Here is a 16,777-nt window from a genome sequence, read left to right on the forward strand (position 1 = left end):
CTTGTCGGTAGGGGGCATCGTCTCTTCAAGGTGCTTCATGTGGCGCGGCGAATCGAACGGTGTCGTCGGCCTTGCTGGCGAGCGCTGCCCTGAATGCCATGTGCCGTCCGTTCCGTCATTGAGTTTTTTGCCGTTTCAGGCGGCGGTTCGATAGCGCTCTGCCACATGCGCTTGCCGGATGTCCCCGATCAGGGCCTGGCGTGCCGTGTTCAGCACCTCCCAGCGCGCGGCATCGTGCAGCGGCGGGATGGTCACGAGTTCACGGCGGTCGAATCCCGCCAGCGCGGCATTCACCAACTCGTCCGCGTCCATCAGATCAGGCATCGCACTGCTGTCGATGCCGGCGCGCCCCCAGATCTCGGTGCGCGTGCCGGCCGGCAACACCGCCTGCACATAGACCCCCTTGGGCGTGAGCTCCAGGCTCAGCCCCTGGGACAGGAACAGCACGAAGGCCTTGGTCGCACCGTAGACCGACATGCCGAACTCGGGCGCCAGGCCGACCACCGAGCCGATGTTGACGATCGCGCCTTTGCCGGCCTGCGCCAGGCGCGGGGCGACGGCGCTCGCCAGCCTGACGAGTGCGGTCGTGTTGAGGTTGACCAGGCGGGCGACGTCGTCTGTCGACTGGTCGATGAACTGACCGGACAGCGCGGCCCCGGCGTTGTTGATCAGGGTTTCGATCCTGGCGTCCTCGCGCAGGCGCGCCTCGACTGCGGCCAGATCGCTGGGCTGGGTCAGGTCGGCCGCAAGGATCTCGACGGCAGCGCCGGTTTCCTCGCGCAGGCGCGCAGCGAGCGTTTCCAGCCGTGCCTTGTCGCGTGCCACCAGCACAAGGTCGTGGCCGCGGCGGGCGAAGCGGTCGGCATAGATGGCGCCGATGCCGGTCGAGGCGCCCGTGATGAGAACAGTGGAATGGGAGGTCATGCGTTTTTTCCCTTGATAAAAGGTGAGCCCATGCCGCGGTGTGCGGCATGGGGCAATCACTACTGGACGCTGGAGCCGGCGAGCGCCGGGTAGTCGATGTAGCCCGCCGCGCCACCCCCATAGAGCGTGGCCGGGTTCAGGGCGGCGAGAGGGGCGCCGGCTTTCAGCCTTTCAACCAGATCAGGGTTGCTGATGAAGGGGCGTCCAAAGGCGAACAGGTCGGCCTCGCCACCGGTCAAGCGGGCGTTGGCCAGTTCGAGGTCATACCCGTTGTTTGCCAGGTAGGTGTTCTTGAAGCGGCTGCGCAAAGCATCGAAGTCGAATGGTGCGACATCGCGTGGACCGCCGGTGGCGCCTTCCACCACGTGCAGATAGACGATGCCCAGCGCGCTGAGCTGTTCGGTGATGTATTCGTACTGCGGTTGCGGATCGCTGCAGGAAATGCCGTTGGCCGGCGAGACGGGAGAGAGACGCACGGCAGTGCGGTCCGCACCGATTTCCTTGGCCACTGCGGCGGTGACTTCCAGCAAGAGGCGGGCACGGTTCTCGATGGAGCCGCCGTACGCATCCGTGCGTGCGTTGGCGCCGTCCTTGATGAACTGTTCGAGCAGATAGCCGTTGGCACCGTGGATCTCGACGCCATCGAAGCCTGCGGCGATCGCGTTGGCCGCAGCCTTGCGGAAATCTTCGACGATGCCAGGAAGCTCATCCAAGGTCAGAGCACGTGGCTCGGAGACGTCGTGAAACCCATTGTTGACGAAGGTCTTGGTCGCGGCGCGGATGGCCGAAGGTGCAACCGGCACAGCGCCGCCGGGCTGCAGATCGACGTGCGAGATGCGTCCGACGTGCCACAGCTGGACGAAGATCCGCCCGCCCTTGGCATGAACGGCGTCGGTCACCTTGCGCCAGCCGTCGATCTGCGGCTGCGTGTAGAGGCCCGGGGTGTCCTGGTAGCCCTGAGCCTGTGCCGAGATCTGCGTGGCTTCCGTGATCAACAGGCCGGCCGAGGCGCGCTGGCTGTAGTAGGTGGCGGCATGCTCGCTGGGTACCAGACCCGCACCGGCACGATTGCGCGTCAGCGGCGCCATCACGATGCGGTTGGAAAGTTTGAGTGAGCCAACGGTGTAGGACTCGAAAAGCGTGTTGTCAGTCATGTTGGTTTGCTGTGTCGTCGTCGATCAGGTGGGAAAAGGGGATGCAGGGCATCACTCCTTCAGAAACTGGATCGCGTGCTGGAGGAAGCGCTCGGGGCACTGGAACTGCGCGCCGTGTCCGGCGTCGGGGTAGATCAACAGCTGCGCATTGGGGATGTTCTGCGACAGATGCCAGGAGTTGATCGTGGGGATCATGATGTCGTGGACGCCGTTGAGCACCAGGGTCGGCTGCGTGACGGCGTTCAGGAAGGCGTAGGGATTCGCCCCCGGCAATGGCTGCAAGTAGGCGGCGTGCGCCTCGGTCTGGGCTTGAGCGACCGCCATGGAACTGGGCGGGTCCTGGTCGACGCGCTGGTGGCGGCGCTCCCAGAAGGCCAGGCCTGCCTGCTTGGCAGCCTCCGAGCGGCCGAAGAACAGGTAGAGGAAGTCATCCGCGGTTGGCACGGGATTGGGCGCGACTTCCAGCACCCTGGGTTCCATCTTCGGATCGCCGCCGCGGAGGCCCGTGCCAAGCAGAAGGAGCTTGCGAACCAGTTGCGGGTGACGCAGTGCGACCTCCTGCACCTGAAAACCCCCGAGCGAAAAACCGAGCAGATCGACCTGGGACAGGCCCAGCGCCCGGATCACCAGGGCGATGTCGTCTGCCATGTCTTCCATCCGGTTGCGGGGCGTGCCGGTCGAGGAGGCAATGCCGCGACCGTTGTAGAGGATGACTTCGCGGCCTGCGGCTAGCCCATCGGTCAACAGGGGGTCCCAGTGGTCCATGCCGCCGCGGAAATGCTGGACGAAGAACAGAGGGGGCTGTCCGCCGGAGGCGTTGCCCCAGCGGCGATAGGCGAATTTGTCGCCATCCACTTCGACGAAGCGGGTGGGGGCGGTCAGGTGGGTGTTGCTCATATCCGTAAGCCTTTCAAGGTAAGTTGGCTCAATGATGTCGATCATCATCTTTGTTGTCAAGGATTTTGATGATAGTTAACATCAATGTATATTCAAGACTTTGCCGATGGCACATCTAGAGGGATCCTGGACATGAAGGTCACCAAAGCGCAGGCGCAGGCCAACCGGGCGCACATCGTCGAAACGGCCTCGACCCTGTTTCGCGAGCGTGGCTACGACGGGGTGGGGATTGCGGACTTGATGGCGGTCGCCGGCTTCACCCACGGCGGGTTCTACAAGCACTTCGGTTCCAAGGCCGACTTGCTGGCGGAAGCGGCTATCTGTGGTTTTGCCCAATCGGCGGCCAAAGCCGAAGGGGCCGATGCGGCGGCGGTCGTCAAGCAATACCTGTCCCGAGAGCATCGCGACGCTCGTGCTGAAGGCTGCACGGTGGCCGCGCTATGCGGAGACGCGGCGCGTCAGCCGGCGGCGATCAAGACGGCTTTTGCGACCGGCATTGAAAGCCTGCTGATGGCCCTGGGAAGCCAGTTCGGCGCGCCAGATGAGGGCGATCAGGGCGGCGACGCACGCGCTAGGCGGATCGACATCATTGCGCAGGCAGTCGGTGCCATCGTGCTGTCGCGGGCATGTCCTGACGACTCGCCACTCGCCGATGAAATTCTGGACGTCTGCCGCGCCGCAGTCCTATCGAGGCTTTCCTCAACGCCTCTTGGTTCTTTCGGCTCCTAGATCAGCTAGTCCAACGTCCTCCGCATCGACTCGAAGCTTATCCGGTGTCAGCTCAGCCGCCTCCTTCTGCGCCTGCGAGTACTTGGGTACGTTGACCCGTATATTGCCCACGGGCAAATCGAGGCGCTGCTCGAATTCCCGGCACCAGCCTTTCAAGGCATTCTTGGTTGGGTAACCCAGCTGACGAATGGTCGCTCTGACGCGTTTGCCGAGCTTGATGTAGAGCTCGACCGCTCGAACCCTGTCTTCGTGCGAATACATGAACTACCTCCTGGTAGCCCAAGTTTTTGTCCGCACCCCCGAAGATCAAAGAGCGGCGGAATCCAACAGCGGCAGTTGCTGCTTCCCGGACAAGGGCTCGGAAAAGGGCTTTCGCGCCAGATCGAAAGCGCTTCCCTCAAATTTCTTTAGATGCGCAGGTTTGGTGCGGTGCCCCAATCGTGATACCGCGCCATGCGATTCAGACGGTGATGACCCTGGCCTTTTGAACCTCTGCGAAAGCACTGGCCACCTCGATCACCTTTCTGTTTCCGTCATCCGTGCGTCGCCAAACCAGTGAGATACGGCGGAACGGTGCCAGCTTGCCGAGGCTGACTTCCTTCAACTCATATGCCTGCAGGAGTTGATGCCGCGGCTGGGGTACCACCGTGACCCCCAAACCGAGAGAAACCATCGACACGATGGCATCCATCGACCGCAGTTCCAGGCTGCAGGCGATGTGAGGTGCCAGGGCACGAACATGCCTGGCAGCAATCTTTCCACCCGGCAGGCTGGTGTCGTAACCAATCCATCCGTGATCGGCCAACAGCCGACGGGGGTCGATGGACGTAGCGTTGGGCGGAGCCAGCATGACATAGGGCTGCTTGTGCAGGTCCTGCCAAACCATCCGCGTCGAGCCACCCGCTGCAGGACGCACCAGCAACGCGGCTTCGATCCGCCCGGCGCGTAGCTCGGTCAGCAGCTCGTCGGTGTCATTGAGGGGCGGAATGCGGACGTCGAGACCGGGGTGACGTGCCCGCAAAAGCTGCAACGCCGGCGGCATCAGGTCGCTCTGCATGCTGGTGATGACGCCGAGCCGGAACCGCCCCTCGATCACCATCGTCGGCTTGGCCCGCAGGGCGTCCAGACGGTTGCTGAAATCGGAAGCAGCTGCCGCGACTTCTCTTGCGAACGGAGTGGGCCTGACCACCCGCGTGCTGCGATCGAAAAGCGGTTGGCCGAAGAACTCTTCCAGCTGGCGGACCTGCAGGCTAACGGCGCTGGGAGAGCAGCCGACCGCAGCACCGGCGGCGGTAAATGTGCCATGCACCAGGATGGCACGAAGGGTGTTCAAGGAGCTGATATTCATGAGTTCAACTCAAAGTTGAAATGTGAATATATCAATTCTCGATAAGGCACGCGCTGCCAAAATCCGCTCCATACAAGGGGGACGACGCAGTCCTCGATCAGCAAACCACAAGACCGCGAATCATGAATCCTTCAACTCTGACCTCTACGGTCGACCTTCGCAGCGATACCGTCACCCTTCCGACCGAAGCCATGTACGAATCGATGCGCGGGGCGGTGTTGGGTGACGACGGATTGGACGGTGACCCGACGGCCGCCGAACTTGAACGCTTCACCGCCGGGCTCCTCGGCAAGGCAGCTGGCATGTATGCGCCGAGTGCCACCATGGCCAACCTGCTGTCGATCCTTGCTCAGGTGGACAGGGCAGATACGGTATTGGCCGGCAGCGGTTCGCATATCTACACCGCTGAACGCGGTGCGGCCACCTTTACCGGAACCTTCTATCAGCCCATCCCTGATCCGAATGGCGCGATGGATCTGAACGTGTTGAAGGCAACGCTGAGCTCGACCAAGGGCAACCTCAAGCCGGGCCTGGTGTGCGTCGAAACGTCTCACAACAACGAAGGCGGTTCGGTCGCATCCCTGGACCACATGCGCCAGGTCTATGAAGCGGCGCACGCTGCGAGCGTTCACGTGCATCTCGACGGCGCTCGGCTGTTCAATGCGGCCCTGGCCCTCGGCGTGCCCGCTGCGGAACTGTGCACCTATGCCGACACGGTCTCGGTATGTCTCTCCAAGGGGCTCAGCGCGCCGATGGGTGCTGTCCTGGTGGGTTCCAAGGAAGTCATCCTGCGCGCTCGTTGGCTGCGCAAGCTGCTTGGCGGTGCGCAACGCCAGGTCGGCATTGCCGCCGCTGCGGGCGTCACGGCTCTGACTTCGATGATCGACCGGCTCCACGAAGACCACACCCAGGCAAAAGCGCTGGCCGAGGGGCTGGGTGCCATCACGGGACTGCGCATCCGTCACCCCCAAACCAACATCGTTCAGCTCGACCTGTCGGGCACCGGTTTGAACGCGAAGCAGTGGGAAGCCGAGCTTCGCGTACGCAACGTGCTGGTACGCCCCTGGGGGCCCGCGCTCCTGCGGTGCGTGACCCATCGTCACATCGATTCCGCATCTGTCGACTCTGCAGTTCAGGCTTTCCGCGCCGTGGCCGCGACCGCTGCTGCAGCCAAGGCAGAGGCCTGAACAGCCAAGTCAGACGCCGCGTTTTCATCCAACCAAAGAGGCTCTCATGAACAAAGAAATCCAATTCGAAAAGCAACCCCCGAGCTTTTACGCCGGCGACGAACTGCATGCGATCAAGCAGCAGAAGCTGCAGAAGGCGCTGGAAGAGTCGGGCTTCGATGCCTTCCTCTTCTTCAAGGCTGAAGCCGTGCGCTACGTCACCGACTTCTATGTGAAGGGTTTCCGTCCCTTCCTGGAACCGGAATATGTCGCTCTGGTGGTCAAGGGCAAGCCGCCCATCGTTGGCTACATCTCTGGCAGCGATGACCTGCGCATCAAGTTCAAGTCGGACATCGAGGATGCACGCCGCCTGCCGCATGTCTCGAAGTGGCACGAGATCATCGAAAAGATGCTCAGCGACTATGGCGTTTCGGCCGGCCGCATCGGCACCGACATCATGCCGCACATGGTCTATCAAGGGCTGACCCGCGCACTGCCGGCACTGCAGATCGGCGACGTCACGCCGATGTGGCTGCAGCTCACCGCCGTCAAGCACCCGCTCGAAGTCGAACTCATCCGCAACTCGCTGAAGGTTGCCGACCTGGGCGCGCTGGCCGCCATCGAAGCGATCAAGCCGGGCGTGAGCGAGCATTTCGTTTCGGCCACCGCAGTGGCCGCGATGCGGCGCGCCGGCTCCGAATTCGAGCCCTTCATTCCGCTGATCGCATCGGGCCCGAACGCCTCGATGTTCGAACGCATCGCCACCGAAAAGATCATCCGCGAAGGCGAGATGGTGATCCTGGATCTGGGCGCCGTGGTCAAGGGCTACACCGCCGACCTGGGCCGCACCGTCCTCTGCGGCGGCGAGCCGACCGACACGCAGCGCGCCATCTACCGCGCTACGTACGAGGCGCTGCAGGAAGCCAAAAAGATGATCCGCCCGGGCGTGACCGGCAAGGCCATCGATGCCCGCGCCCGCGAAGTCATCGCGGACCACGGCTGGGGCGATTACGTCTACACCGGCAACACCGGGCACCAGCTGGGTTACGGCCTGCATGGCGAGCCGCTGGTGGACCGCCGCGTGGACTTCGTTGTCGAAGAAAACATGGTCATGTGCCTGGAGCCGCGCGTGGTCCTGCCGGACCAACCGCACGTCGGCGGCGCCCACCTCGAAGACGTCGTTGTCGTGACGGCAACCGGCGTCGAGCAACTCAATACCACCCCCTACGACGACCGCCTGCTGGGCTAAGTCGAATCTCTTGAAGGAGAGCAGTCATGAGTGACGTTTCAGTCAGCCGCCGCAAATTTTCCGCGGCAATGGCTTCTGCAGTTCTTGCGATGGCCGCACCGCGTCTCGTCCATGCCCAGGGCGACAAACCGCTGTCGATCGTCGTTGGCTATCCCCCTGGCGGCAGCACTGACGCCTTCGCACGGCTGATCTCCGTTCCACTCTCGACTGTCCTGAACGGTCGCAATGTCCTCGTGCGAAATGTCCCTGGCGCGGGCGGCCAGATCGCCGCGACCACGTTGCTGCGTGAGGGCGCGGACGGCTCCACGGTGCTGGCCATCAACCAGCCGGACCTGAACCTCGCTGTCGCGCGAGGCAGCGCGAACTTCAAGATAACGGACTTCCGCGTCATCATGGCCGACCTGCATGAGCCGCGTGTGTTCTTGGTCAAGAACGACTCGGAGCTCAATACCTTCGCAAAGTTCGTTGCGCAGGCCAAAGCCAAGCCCGGCAAGCTGTCCATCTCGGTCACCGGCGGCTCGGCCCAGGAAACCATGGCGCAGTGGCTGGTCGAGCACCTCAAGATCGACGCGACCATCGTTCCCTACAAAGGCGGCTCCGAATCCATCAATGCGCTGCTCGCCGGCGAGGTGACGGCCAACCTAGGGGATGATTTCGTTCGCTCGATCATGCGCACGAAGACCACCGCGCTGTTCATCGGCTCCGACAAGAAGAGCCCACGCTGGCCGGAGGCCCCGACGCTCGAAAGCCTGATGACGGGCTACGGCGTGAAGATGCCTTCGCCGCATTTCCTGGCGCGTTACGGCGTCTACGTGGTGTCGGCCGCCTTCGCGGAGAAAAACCCCAAGGCCTACCAGGAACTTCAACAAAGCATGTTGAAAGCACGTTCGGGCACGGTTTTCACCGAATACCTGCAAAAGAACAATCTGAACGATCTGTCGCTTGGTACTGCGGGCGAACAATATGAACCGATTTTTGCTTCCGAAATGAAGGAAATCGAACGTCTGAGGCCCCGCTGATTTGCATCGGCCGCAGGCATCAATTTGGGTTGAAACCTGAATCAGCCGATCCGGAAAATTACCTTCACCCACCTTGAAAGAATGAGATGAAACTCAAGAGCCTTCATGCGGTTGCCGCCGTCGCAACCAGTTTCCTTGCTTCCATCTTGACGGCCCACGCGCAAACGCCCAGCCGCCTCGACAAGATCAAGGCTGAGCAAACCATCTCCATAGGCTCTCCCACGAGTTCGCTGCCATTCGCGTTCATGGACGGCAACCAGAAGATGGTGGGGTATTCGATCGAGATTTGCCAACGGGTGACGGACATCATCAAGTCTTCTCTCGCCGTTCCCGAAGTAGACATCCGCTATGTGCCGGTGACCTCAGCCACTCGTCTGCAGTTGCTCGCCAACGGAACCATCGACCTGGAGTGCGGCAATACCACCAACACCGCGGAGCGCCACCAGTTTGTCGATTTCGCGCCGACGACCTTTGTCGCCAAGGTCGTCCTTTTGGGCAAAAAAGACAGCAAGCTGGACATGAACGACGTGCAAGCGTTCAAAGGTAAAACCGTCACCAGTCTTTCGGGCGGGCTGAACCTCGCGGTGATTCAAAAAATCAATGCGGAACAAAAACTCGGTATGTCAGTCGTTCCGGTCAAAGACGCTCCCGAATCTTTTCTTTCTGTGAAAACGTCGCGCGCCGCGGCAACAGTGGCTGACGACGGAATGGCATATGCACTCGTCGCCACGTCTGGCGCGCCTAGCGATTACGTCATCGGCACCAAGGCGCTCGTCGTCGCGCCCTACGGAATTGTGATGCCGAAGGATGATCCCCGCTTCAAAAAGGCAGTCGACGCTGCAGTCGTGTCCTTGATTCAAAGCGGCGAAGTCGCCAAGATTTATGACAAATATTTCAATGCTCCTGTGCCGCCGCATGGTGTCAATCTGAAATACCCGATGAGCGCCGAGCTCAAAAAAGCACTGGCCAATCCGACCGATTCTCCAGATCCCAAAGCCTACGAGTAGCCGCGTCTGGATTGTCGTAGGGTATTGATAATCGTCGAAGAGATTTGCCATGAATTACAAATGGAACTGGTCAATTTTTGGCGAGACGTCTCTTGATGGTGTTCACACGTTTTATGAGTCTTTGTTAATTGGAACCGCGTGGACATTATCCCTGGCCATTTTCGCATGGATTTTTGCCTTTTGCCTGGGTTCGGTTTTTGGCATAGGCAGAACGGTTCCGAGCAAAACAATGAGGATCGTTTCGGCCGCTTTCGTGGAATTCTTTCGTGGAATTCCGCTGCTGGTTCAGATGTTTCTTTGGTATTTTGTTTTTCCGGAAATAATCCCGAGCGCCTGGGGGAATGCCATCAAGGGTTTGCCTGCACCCTGGGCGCAATTTTTTCCAGCTTTGCTGTGCTTGAGTCTTTATCAAGCCGCACATGTCACGGAAATCATCAAGTCAGGCGTTCAGTCGGTAGCGCGCGGTCAAAAAAACGCAGCCGCTGCCGTGGGATTTAACGCCGTACAAATGTACCGTTATGTCATCCTGCCTCAAGCTTTCAGAATGGTGATTCCGCCATTGACCTCACAGTTTATGTCGACGGTCAAATCCTCATCGGTTGCAATGACGATCGGCCTTATTGAGCTTACGGGTGCGGCTCGATCGATGCAAGAATTTAGCTTCCATGTTTTCGAAGCATTCGGTGCGGCCACGATCATCTACCTCTTGTTAAATATTATTGTGGTCCGCGGTATGCGTCGGCTGGAGGTGCTGCAGCGCTAAAGACAGCGATGTAGTTCAAAATAATCTTTGCGGTATTGACCATGAATATTTTCGACAGCGTGAGTTCAGGCAATGAGCTTCAGTATCTTTTTGCGACCGGCATGCGCTTCTCCCTCGAGCTGACCCTGGCGTCCGCAGTGATGGGGATGCTCATCGGGACAGGCATGGCACTTATTCGCATTGCAAATGTCCGCGTTCTTTCCAAAGTTGTAGAGATTTATGTCAACACCATGCGGTCGGTACCGCTATTGCTGGTGATATTCTGGATCTATTTTCTGTCGCCGTATATCTTGGGGTGGGTATTGAGAGCGACTCAGCCCGTGCAGGTCGGTGGCTACACGTCGGCTTTCGTCACGTTCATTTTGTTTGAGAGCGCTTATTTCTGCGAAATCATGCGAGCCGGCATCGGCTCCGTTCGCAAACCACAGGTGCAGGCGGCATTCGCGCTTGGCATGAACTATCGCCAGGCCATGACATTGGTGGTATTGCCGCAAGCTCTCAAAAACATGGCGCCCACGATTTTGTCGCAAATTATCGTCCTGTTCCAGGATACGTCACTTGTGTATGTATTGTCTTTAACCGATTTCTTCGGCGCTGCATCGGAGCTGGGCGCACGAGACGGGCGGGTGGTGGAACTGTACGTCTTCGCGGCAGCAATTTATCTCGTCATCTGCGTTTGCGCATCAGGCGGCGTCAAATATCTGCAGCGCAAAGCTGTTGTTTAAGCGATTCATTTTTTATTAGGCTTCCAATGGCTTCCGATCTCGTGATTCCTCACAATGCATGCGATTCACACTTGCATATTTTCGATCCGCGTTTTTGTGAAATTCTGCGCGCTGACGATATGGATGCAATTCCGTGCACCGTTGGCGCATACACATCCGTTCAACGAGATTTGCAGACGAACCGGGCCGTCATCGTCACGCCGCGCAATTACGATGTTGACAATGCAGTGACTGCAGATGCGATTGCACAATTGGGCCTTCACCGCGCCCGCGGAGTGGCTGTGCTTCGGCCAGACGTGAGTGATTCGACGTTGGCCTTGCTGGATGAACAGGGAATTCGAGGCATACGGTTTACACTTTATACGCCGGAAAATGCGCCGACCTCCTTTGACATGATTTCCCCGTTGGCAGATCGGATCAAGGTGTTTGGCTGGCATTTGCAGCTCCATTGGACTGCCGATCAAATCGTAGAGCATGAACGCATGCTCTATGAATTATCGGTCGAACTTGTTTTCGATCACCTGGGAAGGCTCCCTGTGAAACAAGGTCTTCAACACCCCGCAGCCGCAATTATTGAAAGGCTCTTGCGCAGTGGCAGAGCATGGATAAAGGTTTCTGCGCCTTATCTGGATTCCAAAACCGGGGAACAATCTTTTTACCAAGACGTCGATCAAATAGCGCGGCATTGGATCAACGTGGCGCCCGACCGTGTTGTTTGGGGTAGCGATTGGCCCCATACATCACTCAAAAATCCGACGGATACGAAAAGCTTTATGCGGAAACTGCTTTCCTGGGTAGATGACCAAGAGACCCTCGACAAGATTTTGGTATCGAACCCTGAACGTCTCTACGGCTTTCCCAGGGCCGGTGTCCAAAACCTGCGTGGAAAGGACGCTTGAGGTGCTGCCTGCCAACATATGAAGTTGCGGTGTCGCTCCGCATCGAATGCGGCTTCATTGGGGGAGGGCCCACTCCGCGAACGTCAGATGGGATGTCGGCGGGGTAGCTCATGCCTAATCCTGAGGCAGCTTGTAGTCCTTCAGCATTTCGCGCAGCCGGGTCTTGAGGATCTTGCCGGTGGCGCCGATCGGAATCGCCTCGACAAAAACCACGTCGTCGGGAATCTGCCACTTGGCGGCCTTTCCCTCGTAGAACTTCAGCAGCTCCTCGCGCGCGACGTCCGCGTTGGGCTTTTTCACGACCGCGATGATCGGCCGCTCGTCCCACTTAGGGTGGTACACGCCGATGCAGGCAGCCATGGCAACGGCCGGGTGCGCGACGGCGATGTTCTCGATCTCGATGGAACTGATCCATTCGCCGCCCGACTTGATCACGTCTTTGCTGCGGTCTGTGATTTGAAGATAGCCGTCGGAATCGATGGCCGCAACGTCTCCGGTAGGGAACCAGCCCCGGTCTTGCTCATCGCGAATGAGGGGGTCGCCGCCCTCACCTTTGAAGTATTCTTTGGAAATCCACGGTCCCCTGACTAGTAGATCGCCGGAGGCCTTGCCGTCCCATGGAAGCTCCTTATCGTTGCCGTCGACGATCTTCATGTCCACGCCGAAGATGGCGCGGCCCTGCCTCATGCGGATTTTCAGCTGCTCATCGGGCGGCAAAGATAGGTGCTTATTCTTCAGCGTACACAGGGTGCCGAGTGGGCTCATTTCGGTCATGCCCCAAGCATGTAGAACCTCTACGTTGTAGGCCTCTTGGAACGCAAGAATCATCGCTGGTGGACAGGCTGAGCCGCCGATTACGGTGCGGTTGAGCGTGGAGAACTTCAGCTGGTTGGCTTGCATGTGGCCGAGCATCATCTGCCAAACGGTGGGCACGCCGGCCGCGAACGTGACGCCTTCAGCTTCGATAAGTTCGTACACCGATTTGCCATCGAGCGCTGGGCCAGGAAACACGAGCTTTGCGCCCGCCAGCGCGGCCGAGTACGGAATGCCCCAGGCGTTAACGTGGAACATTGGGACAACAGGCAGAATCGAGTCGCGCGCGGAGATCCGCATCACGTCGGGCAGGGCAGCAGCGTAGGCGTGCAAGAGTGTCGAGCGGTGGCTGTAGACAGCGGCTTTTGGGTTGCCTGTTGTGCCGCTGGTGTAGCACATGCTTGACGCCGAGGTCTCGTCGAAGGTCGGCCAGTGAAAGTTGTTCGATTGATCGCCCATCCAGGCCTCGTAGCTCACGAGGTTGGGAATGCCGCTATCCACTGGAAGCTTATCCGCGTCACACAGGGCAATCCATTTCCTCACTGTTCTGCACTTCCCATGCACGGCTTGCACCAGCGGCAGGAAGCTCAAATCAAAGCAGAGGATCTGGTCTTCGGCGTGGTTGGCGATCCAGGCGATCTGGTCCGGGTGGAGGCGCGGATTGACGGTGTGCAATACGCGGCCTGTACCGCTCACACCGTAGTAGAGCTCCAGATGGCGATAGCCATTCCAAGCAAGCGTAGCTACTCGGTCACTGAAGAGAAGTTTTTCACCGTCCAACGCATTGGCGACCTGCCGTGCACGCGACGCGACCGTGCTCCAGGTGCTTCGGTGGATATCGCCCTCAACGCGGCGCGAGACAATTTCGGCGTCGCTATGGTGCCGTTCAGCGAACTCGATGAGCGACGAGATCAGAAGCGGTTGGTCTTGCATCAAACCCAGCATGGGTGTCTCCTTTTTTTAAAGTTGGCGTAGCGCTACAGACCGCCTCGGGCAATCGGCCATGCTGTGCCTCAGAGAGAGCAACAAAACGATAGCTTGTGCCGGTCTATTCGATGTCGGATGCGTTTGTTCGGGCCGACAGGTCTATGGCGGGCTTAATGGCGCACCTGCATCTAAGGCAATCGGACGCATCGCTGCAAACGAAATGATCGAGAGTTGAGCGCGTGCTGAAACCACTCAGCGAGGCTTACTTTGCGTTGATGTGAGCGGGCTGTACCAACGCGCTTCTGTAGTCCTTCACTGCTCGCTCTGCGTCCGATCTCATGGCGCCAATGTCAGTCGCGGCGGTAATGAAGTTGAATCCGAAATCGATACTTCTACGAAGTCCGCTGGGGCCCGAGGCGAGCAAACCAACAACCAAGCCGCGCCGTTTCGCGTGGCTCACGATTGTCGACACTGCAGCATCTAAGACTTCATCTTCAAAAAGCTTTGCCTTCGGGCGCCCGAGGGACATTGCCAAATCCATGGTACCCAGGTAGATCCCCGTCAGGCCGTCGACATCGGTAATGGCCTCAATGTTTTCCACCCCTCGGGCGGTCTCAATCATCGCGAACGTAGCGATGGTGGTGTTGGCTTGCTCCAAGTACTCACTTCCATACTGACTCAGCGGCAGAGTCGGCCCAAAGCTTCTTCGGCCAAGGGGAGGGTAGTAGGCATACTCGACCAACCGGGCGGCTTGCTCACTCGTCTCAATCATTGGACAGGTGACACCTAAAGCGCCGGCATCCAACATCTGCTGGATCACTCCCTCGTTCAGCGCTGGCACCCTGACCAGAGGAGTCACATCTAAGCGGCTTAGCAACTGAAGCATCGGGATTGCTTCAGAGGAGCCAATCAAGCCGTGTTGTAAATCGATCGTGACACAGTCGAAACCTTGAGATGCAAAAATCTCAGCACTAAATGTGCCCGGCATCATGCAATAACCATTGCTCAACGCACCACCGGCTGCAGTAGCACGTTGCTTGAGTGAAATGAGAGGAAGACGCATATTTCTTGTTGTCAGTTGCAGCTTGGTTCAACGTGGAAGGCCCGCACCTTGAGCTCACGAGCTAACGGGTGAAGCGCGGTCCTTCGTTATCCACCCAACGGAAGGGCAGCACCTACGGCTTGCTCATCGCACCGCGACATGAGTTCGGCGAAGGACAACAACTCGCCACCGATTGCGCTTGCCGCGACAGTAGGTGGACTGGCTAGCCAAATCTGTCCAGGACCAGAGCGACCGGGAAAATTGCGATTCTGCGCACTGACTGTGACCTGGTCGGACCGCAAAGACGCGCCTGGACCAGTGTTGGCACACGCACCGCAGTCGGGTAGCAGGACGGTCGCGCCGACACGCTCAAAAGTCTTCAAATAGCCGTTGGCTTCGCAGTAGTCGCGAACGGCCAGCGTGCCGAACTGGAGATAGAACTCGACGCCATCCGCCACCTTCAAGCCACGGTCTGCCGCCCATGATAGGACGGCGTGATAACCATCGAAGTCTTCACGCTTCCCACCAGTACATGACCCGGCAAAAGCGATGTTGATTTTCGGCCGGTCGGTCAGGGTCGACAGTGGCACGCCGTTTCCAGGATCGCCAGGCGCAGCGACCATTGGCGACAGCTCAGATGTGTCGACCACGATAATGTCTGAATAGCTCGCGCCCTGGTCACTTTTCATCCAAGGCTCAAGCGTGAAGTCAACGCCGCGCCTCGCACGCAAAAACTCACAGGTCTTCTCGTCAGGCTCGACGATCCCTGCAAAACCGCCGAGCTCTGCCACCATGTTCGTCAATGTCGCTCGCTCGTCGATCGACAAGTGGCGAATGCTGGTCCCAGCGAATTCGAATACCTTCCCGAGCCCAAGACCGCTACGGATCTTTGGATTGGCAAGTAGGCTCAAGGCGAGGTCCTTGCCAGTGATGCCTGCTGGCACATCGCCGTTGAACTCGATACGAAGCGTTTCGGGCACAGTTAACCGAACAGCGCCAGTTAGCATGGCACTGGCCATGTCAGTTGTGCCAACGCCAAACGCTAAGCATCCAAGCGCGCCCGAATGAGGCGTGTGGGAGTCAGTGCCCACCAGTACTTGTCCCGGGAGCGCGTATTTTTCGGCCATGAGAGGATGACAGATACCTTCAGAGCCGCCAGAACCTGGCAGATATCCGTGCGAACGGATTCCATATTCCTTCATGAACGCGTCGTGGGTATCGTGCATGACTCTCATGCCGACCGGTGCCTTTGCAGGAAAGAGGTACTTGGGGTGATGGCTGATGTATGACGCGTGCTCGGCAAATCCTATGATGGAAGGCAGGTCCACCAACTTCAGCGGCCGGCCGAAAGTGGCGTGCATCATGTGCCCCGCCATTCCGGTATAGGCCTCGATGATGTAGCGCCAGTCCGCACGAACGAAGGCGCCTTGCCCAGGGATTAAGTCGCCACTTGTGTGGCTCGTCCTAACCACGTGCCTCGCCAAAATCTTCTGCGTGAGCGTCAAGGGCTTGTGATCGTCCTCAGACACAGGTTGGCTTTGAACGGACTGCAGGTGCTCACGACCGTAGAGAAGCAGCCCACCCATACGAAGGATTGAGGCCGCCAGCTTGTCACGCGGAGCAAGAAGTTCTTCTATCTCAATCTGCTCGCCACGCTGAATACGATCGACAAGACCCAGGTCGGTGGAGGTATAGAGGCCAACGTTGTCAGCGTTTTGCCGATAAATTCGCTCGAAGCTCTCTGCAATCACCAAGCGAATGCCGGCATACCGCTGTGCCATCGGGCTGTGCTCACGCGATGACCCCTTGCCAAAACGGCGACCACCTACGGTGACGGAAAAATTGCCGGCAAGCGTCGCATCCCTGCTGATAGGTTGAGTGCCCCCAGCGCTAAAACCCGTGTAGACGTAGCGACCCAACTCCTTATCGACGTGGACCAGCGAAGGGCCAGGCGTAATCTCATCGGTCGATATGTCGTTGCGCAGTTGTCCTGCATCGCTGCGGCTAAGATTGGCGCCGGCCAACTGGGCTCGAACTTTGCCTTCGTCATCACACATAAAAAGAATACGGCCAGGAAGTTCAAGGTGGGTCATTTGTGTCTCTCCATCCCTTCGA

General features: G+C 59.0%; 15 protein-coding genes and 1 pseudogene. 8 read left to right on the forward strand and 8 right to left on the reverse strand.

Annotated features, from left to right (window positions below; all coding sequences use genetic code 11):
* Positions 1-135: 135 nt before the first annotated feature.
* From ACSFA7_RS00100 to ACSFA7_RS00110, 3 genes are read right to left on the reverse strand one after another with little or no spacing between them, the layout of a single operon-like run.
* Positions 136-924, reverse strand: coding sequence for an SDR family NAD(P)-dependent oxidoreductase (locus ACSFA7_RS00100; RefSeq protein ID WP_435497518.1), 789 nt, complete (start codon positions 922-924; stop codon positions 136-138).
* A 59-nt stretch (positions 925-983) separates the two neighbouring features.
* Positions 984-2,078, reverse strand: coding sequence for an alkene reductase (locus tag ACSFA7_RS00105; protein ID WP_435497519.1), 1,095 nt, complete (start codon positions 2,076-2,078; stop codon positions 984-986).
* Positions 2,079-2,129: 51 nt separating this feature from the next.
* The gene (locus ACSFA7_RS00110) at positions 2,130-2,975 is read right to left on the reverse strand and encodes an alpha/beta fold hydrolase (protein WP_435498865.1); all 846 of its coding nucleotides are present in this window, start codon (positions 2,973-2,975) and stop codon (positions 2,130-2,132) included.
* A 132-nt stretch (positions 2,976-3,107) separates the two neighbouring features.
* On the opposite strand from ACSFA7_RS00110, the gene ACSFA7_RS00115 reads away from it, so the two are divergent.
* Complete coding sequence (locus ACSFA7_RS00115) at positions 3,108-3,704, forward strand: TetR/AcrR family transcriptional regulator (RefSeq protein WP_435497520.1); 597 nt, start codon at positions 3,108-3,110, stop codon at positions 3,702-3,704.
* Positions 3,705-3,758: 54 nt separating this feature from the next.
* On the opposite strand, the pseudogene ACSFA7_RS00120 reads toward ACSFA7_RS00115, so the two are convergent.
* Both ACSFA7_RS00120 and ACSFA7_RS00125 read right to left on the reverse strand, forming a co-directional pair.
* Positions 3,759-3,965, reverse strand: a pseudogene (locus tag ACSFA7_RS00120) (IS3 family transposase); the annotation flags it as partial.
* Positions 3,966-4,164: 199 nt separating this feature from the next.
* Complete coding sequence (locus ACSFA7_RS00125; RefSeq protein ID WP_435497521.1) at positions 4,165-5,052, reverse strand: LysR family transcriptional regulator; 888 nt, start codon at positions 5,050-5,052, stop codon at positions 4,165-4,167.
* 122 nt (positions 5,053-5,174) lie between these two features.
* Between ACSFA7_RS00125 and ACSFA7_RS00130 the strand changes: the two genes are divergently transcribed.
* The 7 genes from ACSFA7_RS00130 (at position 5,175) to ACSFA7_RS00160 (ending at position 11,880) form a co-directional block, all read left to right on the forward strand.
* Complete coding sequence (locus ACSFA7_RS00130; RefSeq protein WP_435497522.1) at positions 5,175-6,239, forward strand: threonine aldolase family protein; 1,065 nt, start codon at positions 5,175-5,177, stop codon at positions 6,237-6,239.
* A 46-nt stretch (positions 6,240-6,285) separates the two neighbouring features.
* A complete protein-coding gene (locus tag ACSFA7_RS00135) occupies positions 6,286-7,467 on the forward strand; it encodes a M24 family metallopeptidase (protein WP_435497523.1) in 1,182 nt (393 codons plus the stop codon).
* Between the two features lie 26 nt (positions 7,468-7,493).
* Entirely contained in the window at positions 7,494-8,486 is a 993-nt protein-coding gene (locus ACSFA7_RS00140) for a Bug family tripartite tricarboxylate transporter substrate binding protein (RefSeq protein ID WP_435497524.1), read from the forward strand.
* An 86-nt stretch (positions 8,487-8,572) separates the two neighbouring features.
* A complete protein-coding gene (locus tag ACSFA7_RS00145) occupies positions 8,573-9,493 on the forward strand; it encodes an amino acid ABC transporter substrate-binding protein (protein ID WP_435497525.1) in 921 nt (306 codons plus the stop codon).
* Between the two features lie 49 nt (positions 9,494-9,542).
* A complete protein-coding gene (locus ACSFA7_RS00150) occupies positions 9,543-10,256 on the forward strand; it encodes an amino acid ABC transporter permease (RefSeq protein ID WP_435497526.1) in 714 nt (237 codons plus the stop codon).
* Between the two features lie 41 nt (positions 10,257-10,297).
* Positions 10,298-10,981 (forward strand): amino acid ABC transporter permease, encoded by a 684-nt coding sequence (locus ACSFA7_RS00155; RefSeq protein WP_435497527.1) that lies wholly within the window; start codon positions 10,298-10,300, stop codon positions 10,979-10,981.
* Between the two features lie 26 nt (positions 10,982-11,007).
* Positions 11,008-11,880: an amidohydrolase family protein gene (locus ACSFA7_RS00160; protein WP_435497528.1), complete on the forward strand. Its 873-nt coding sequence runs from the start codon at positions 11,008-11,010 to the stop codon at positions 11,878-11,880.
* Positions 11,881-11,994: 114 nt separating this feature from the next.
* Here ACSFA7_RS00160 and ACSFA7_RS00165 read toward each other — a convergent pair whose 3' ends face one another.
* The 3 genes from ACSFA7_RS00165 to ACSFA7_RS00175 form a co-directional block, all read right to left on the reverse strand.
* Positions 11,995-13,638, reverse strand: coding sequence for a 3-(methylthio)propionyl-CoA ligase (locus tag ACSFA7_RS00165; RefSeq protein WP_435497529.1), 1,644 nt, complete (start codon positions 13,636-13,638; stop codon positions 11,995-11,997).
* Positions 13,639-13,882: 244 nt separating this feature from the next.
* Positions 13,883-14,683, reverse strand: coding sequence for an HpcH/HpaI aldolase family protein (locus ACSFA7_RS00170; protein WP_435497530.1), 801 nt, complete (start codon positions 14,681-14,683; stop codon positions 13,883-13,885).
* Between the two features lie 86 nt (positions 14,684-14,769).
* The gene (locus tag ACSFA7_RS00175) at positions 14,770-16,755 is read right to left on the reverse strand and encodes an aconitase family protein (RefSeq protein ID WP_435497531.1); all 1,986 of its coding nucleotides are present in this window, start codon (positions 16,753-16,755) and stop codon (positions 14,770-14,772) included.
* Between the last annotated feature and the right edge of the window lie 22 nt (positions 16,756-16,777).

This window comes from Variovorax trehalosi (assembly GCF_051216415.1).
Classification (GTDB): Bacteria; Pseudomonadota; Gammaproteobacteria; order Burkholderiales; family Burkholderiaceae_C; genus Variovorax.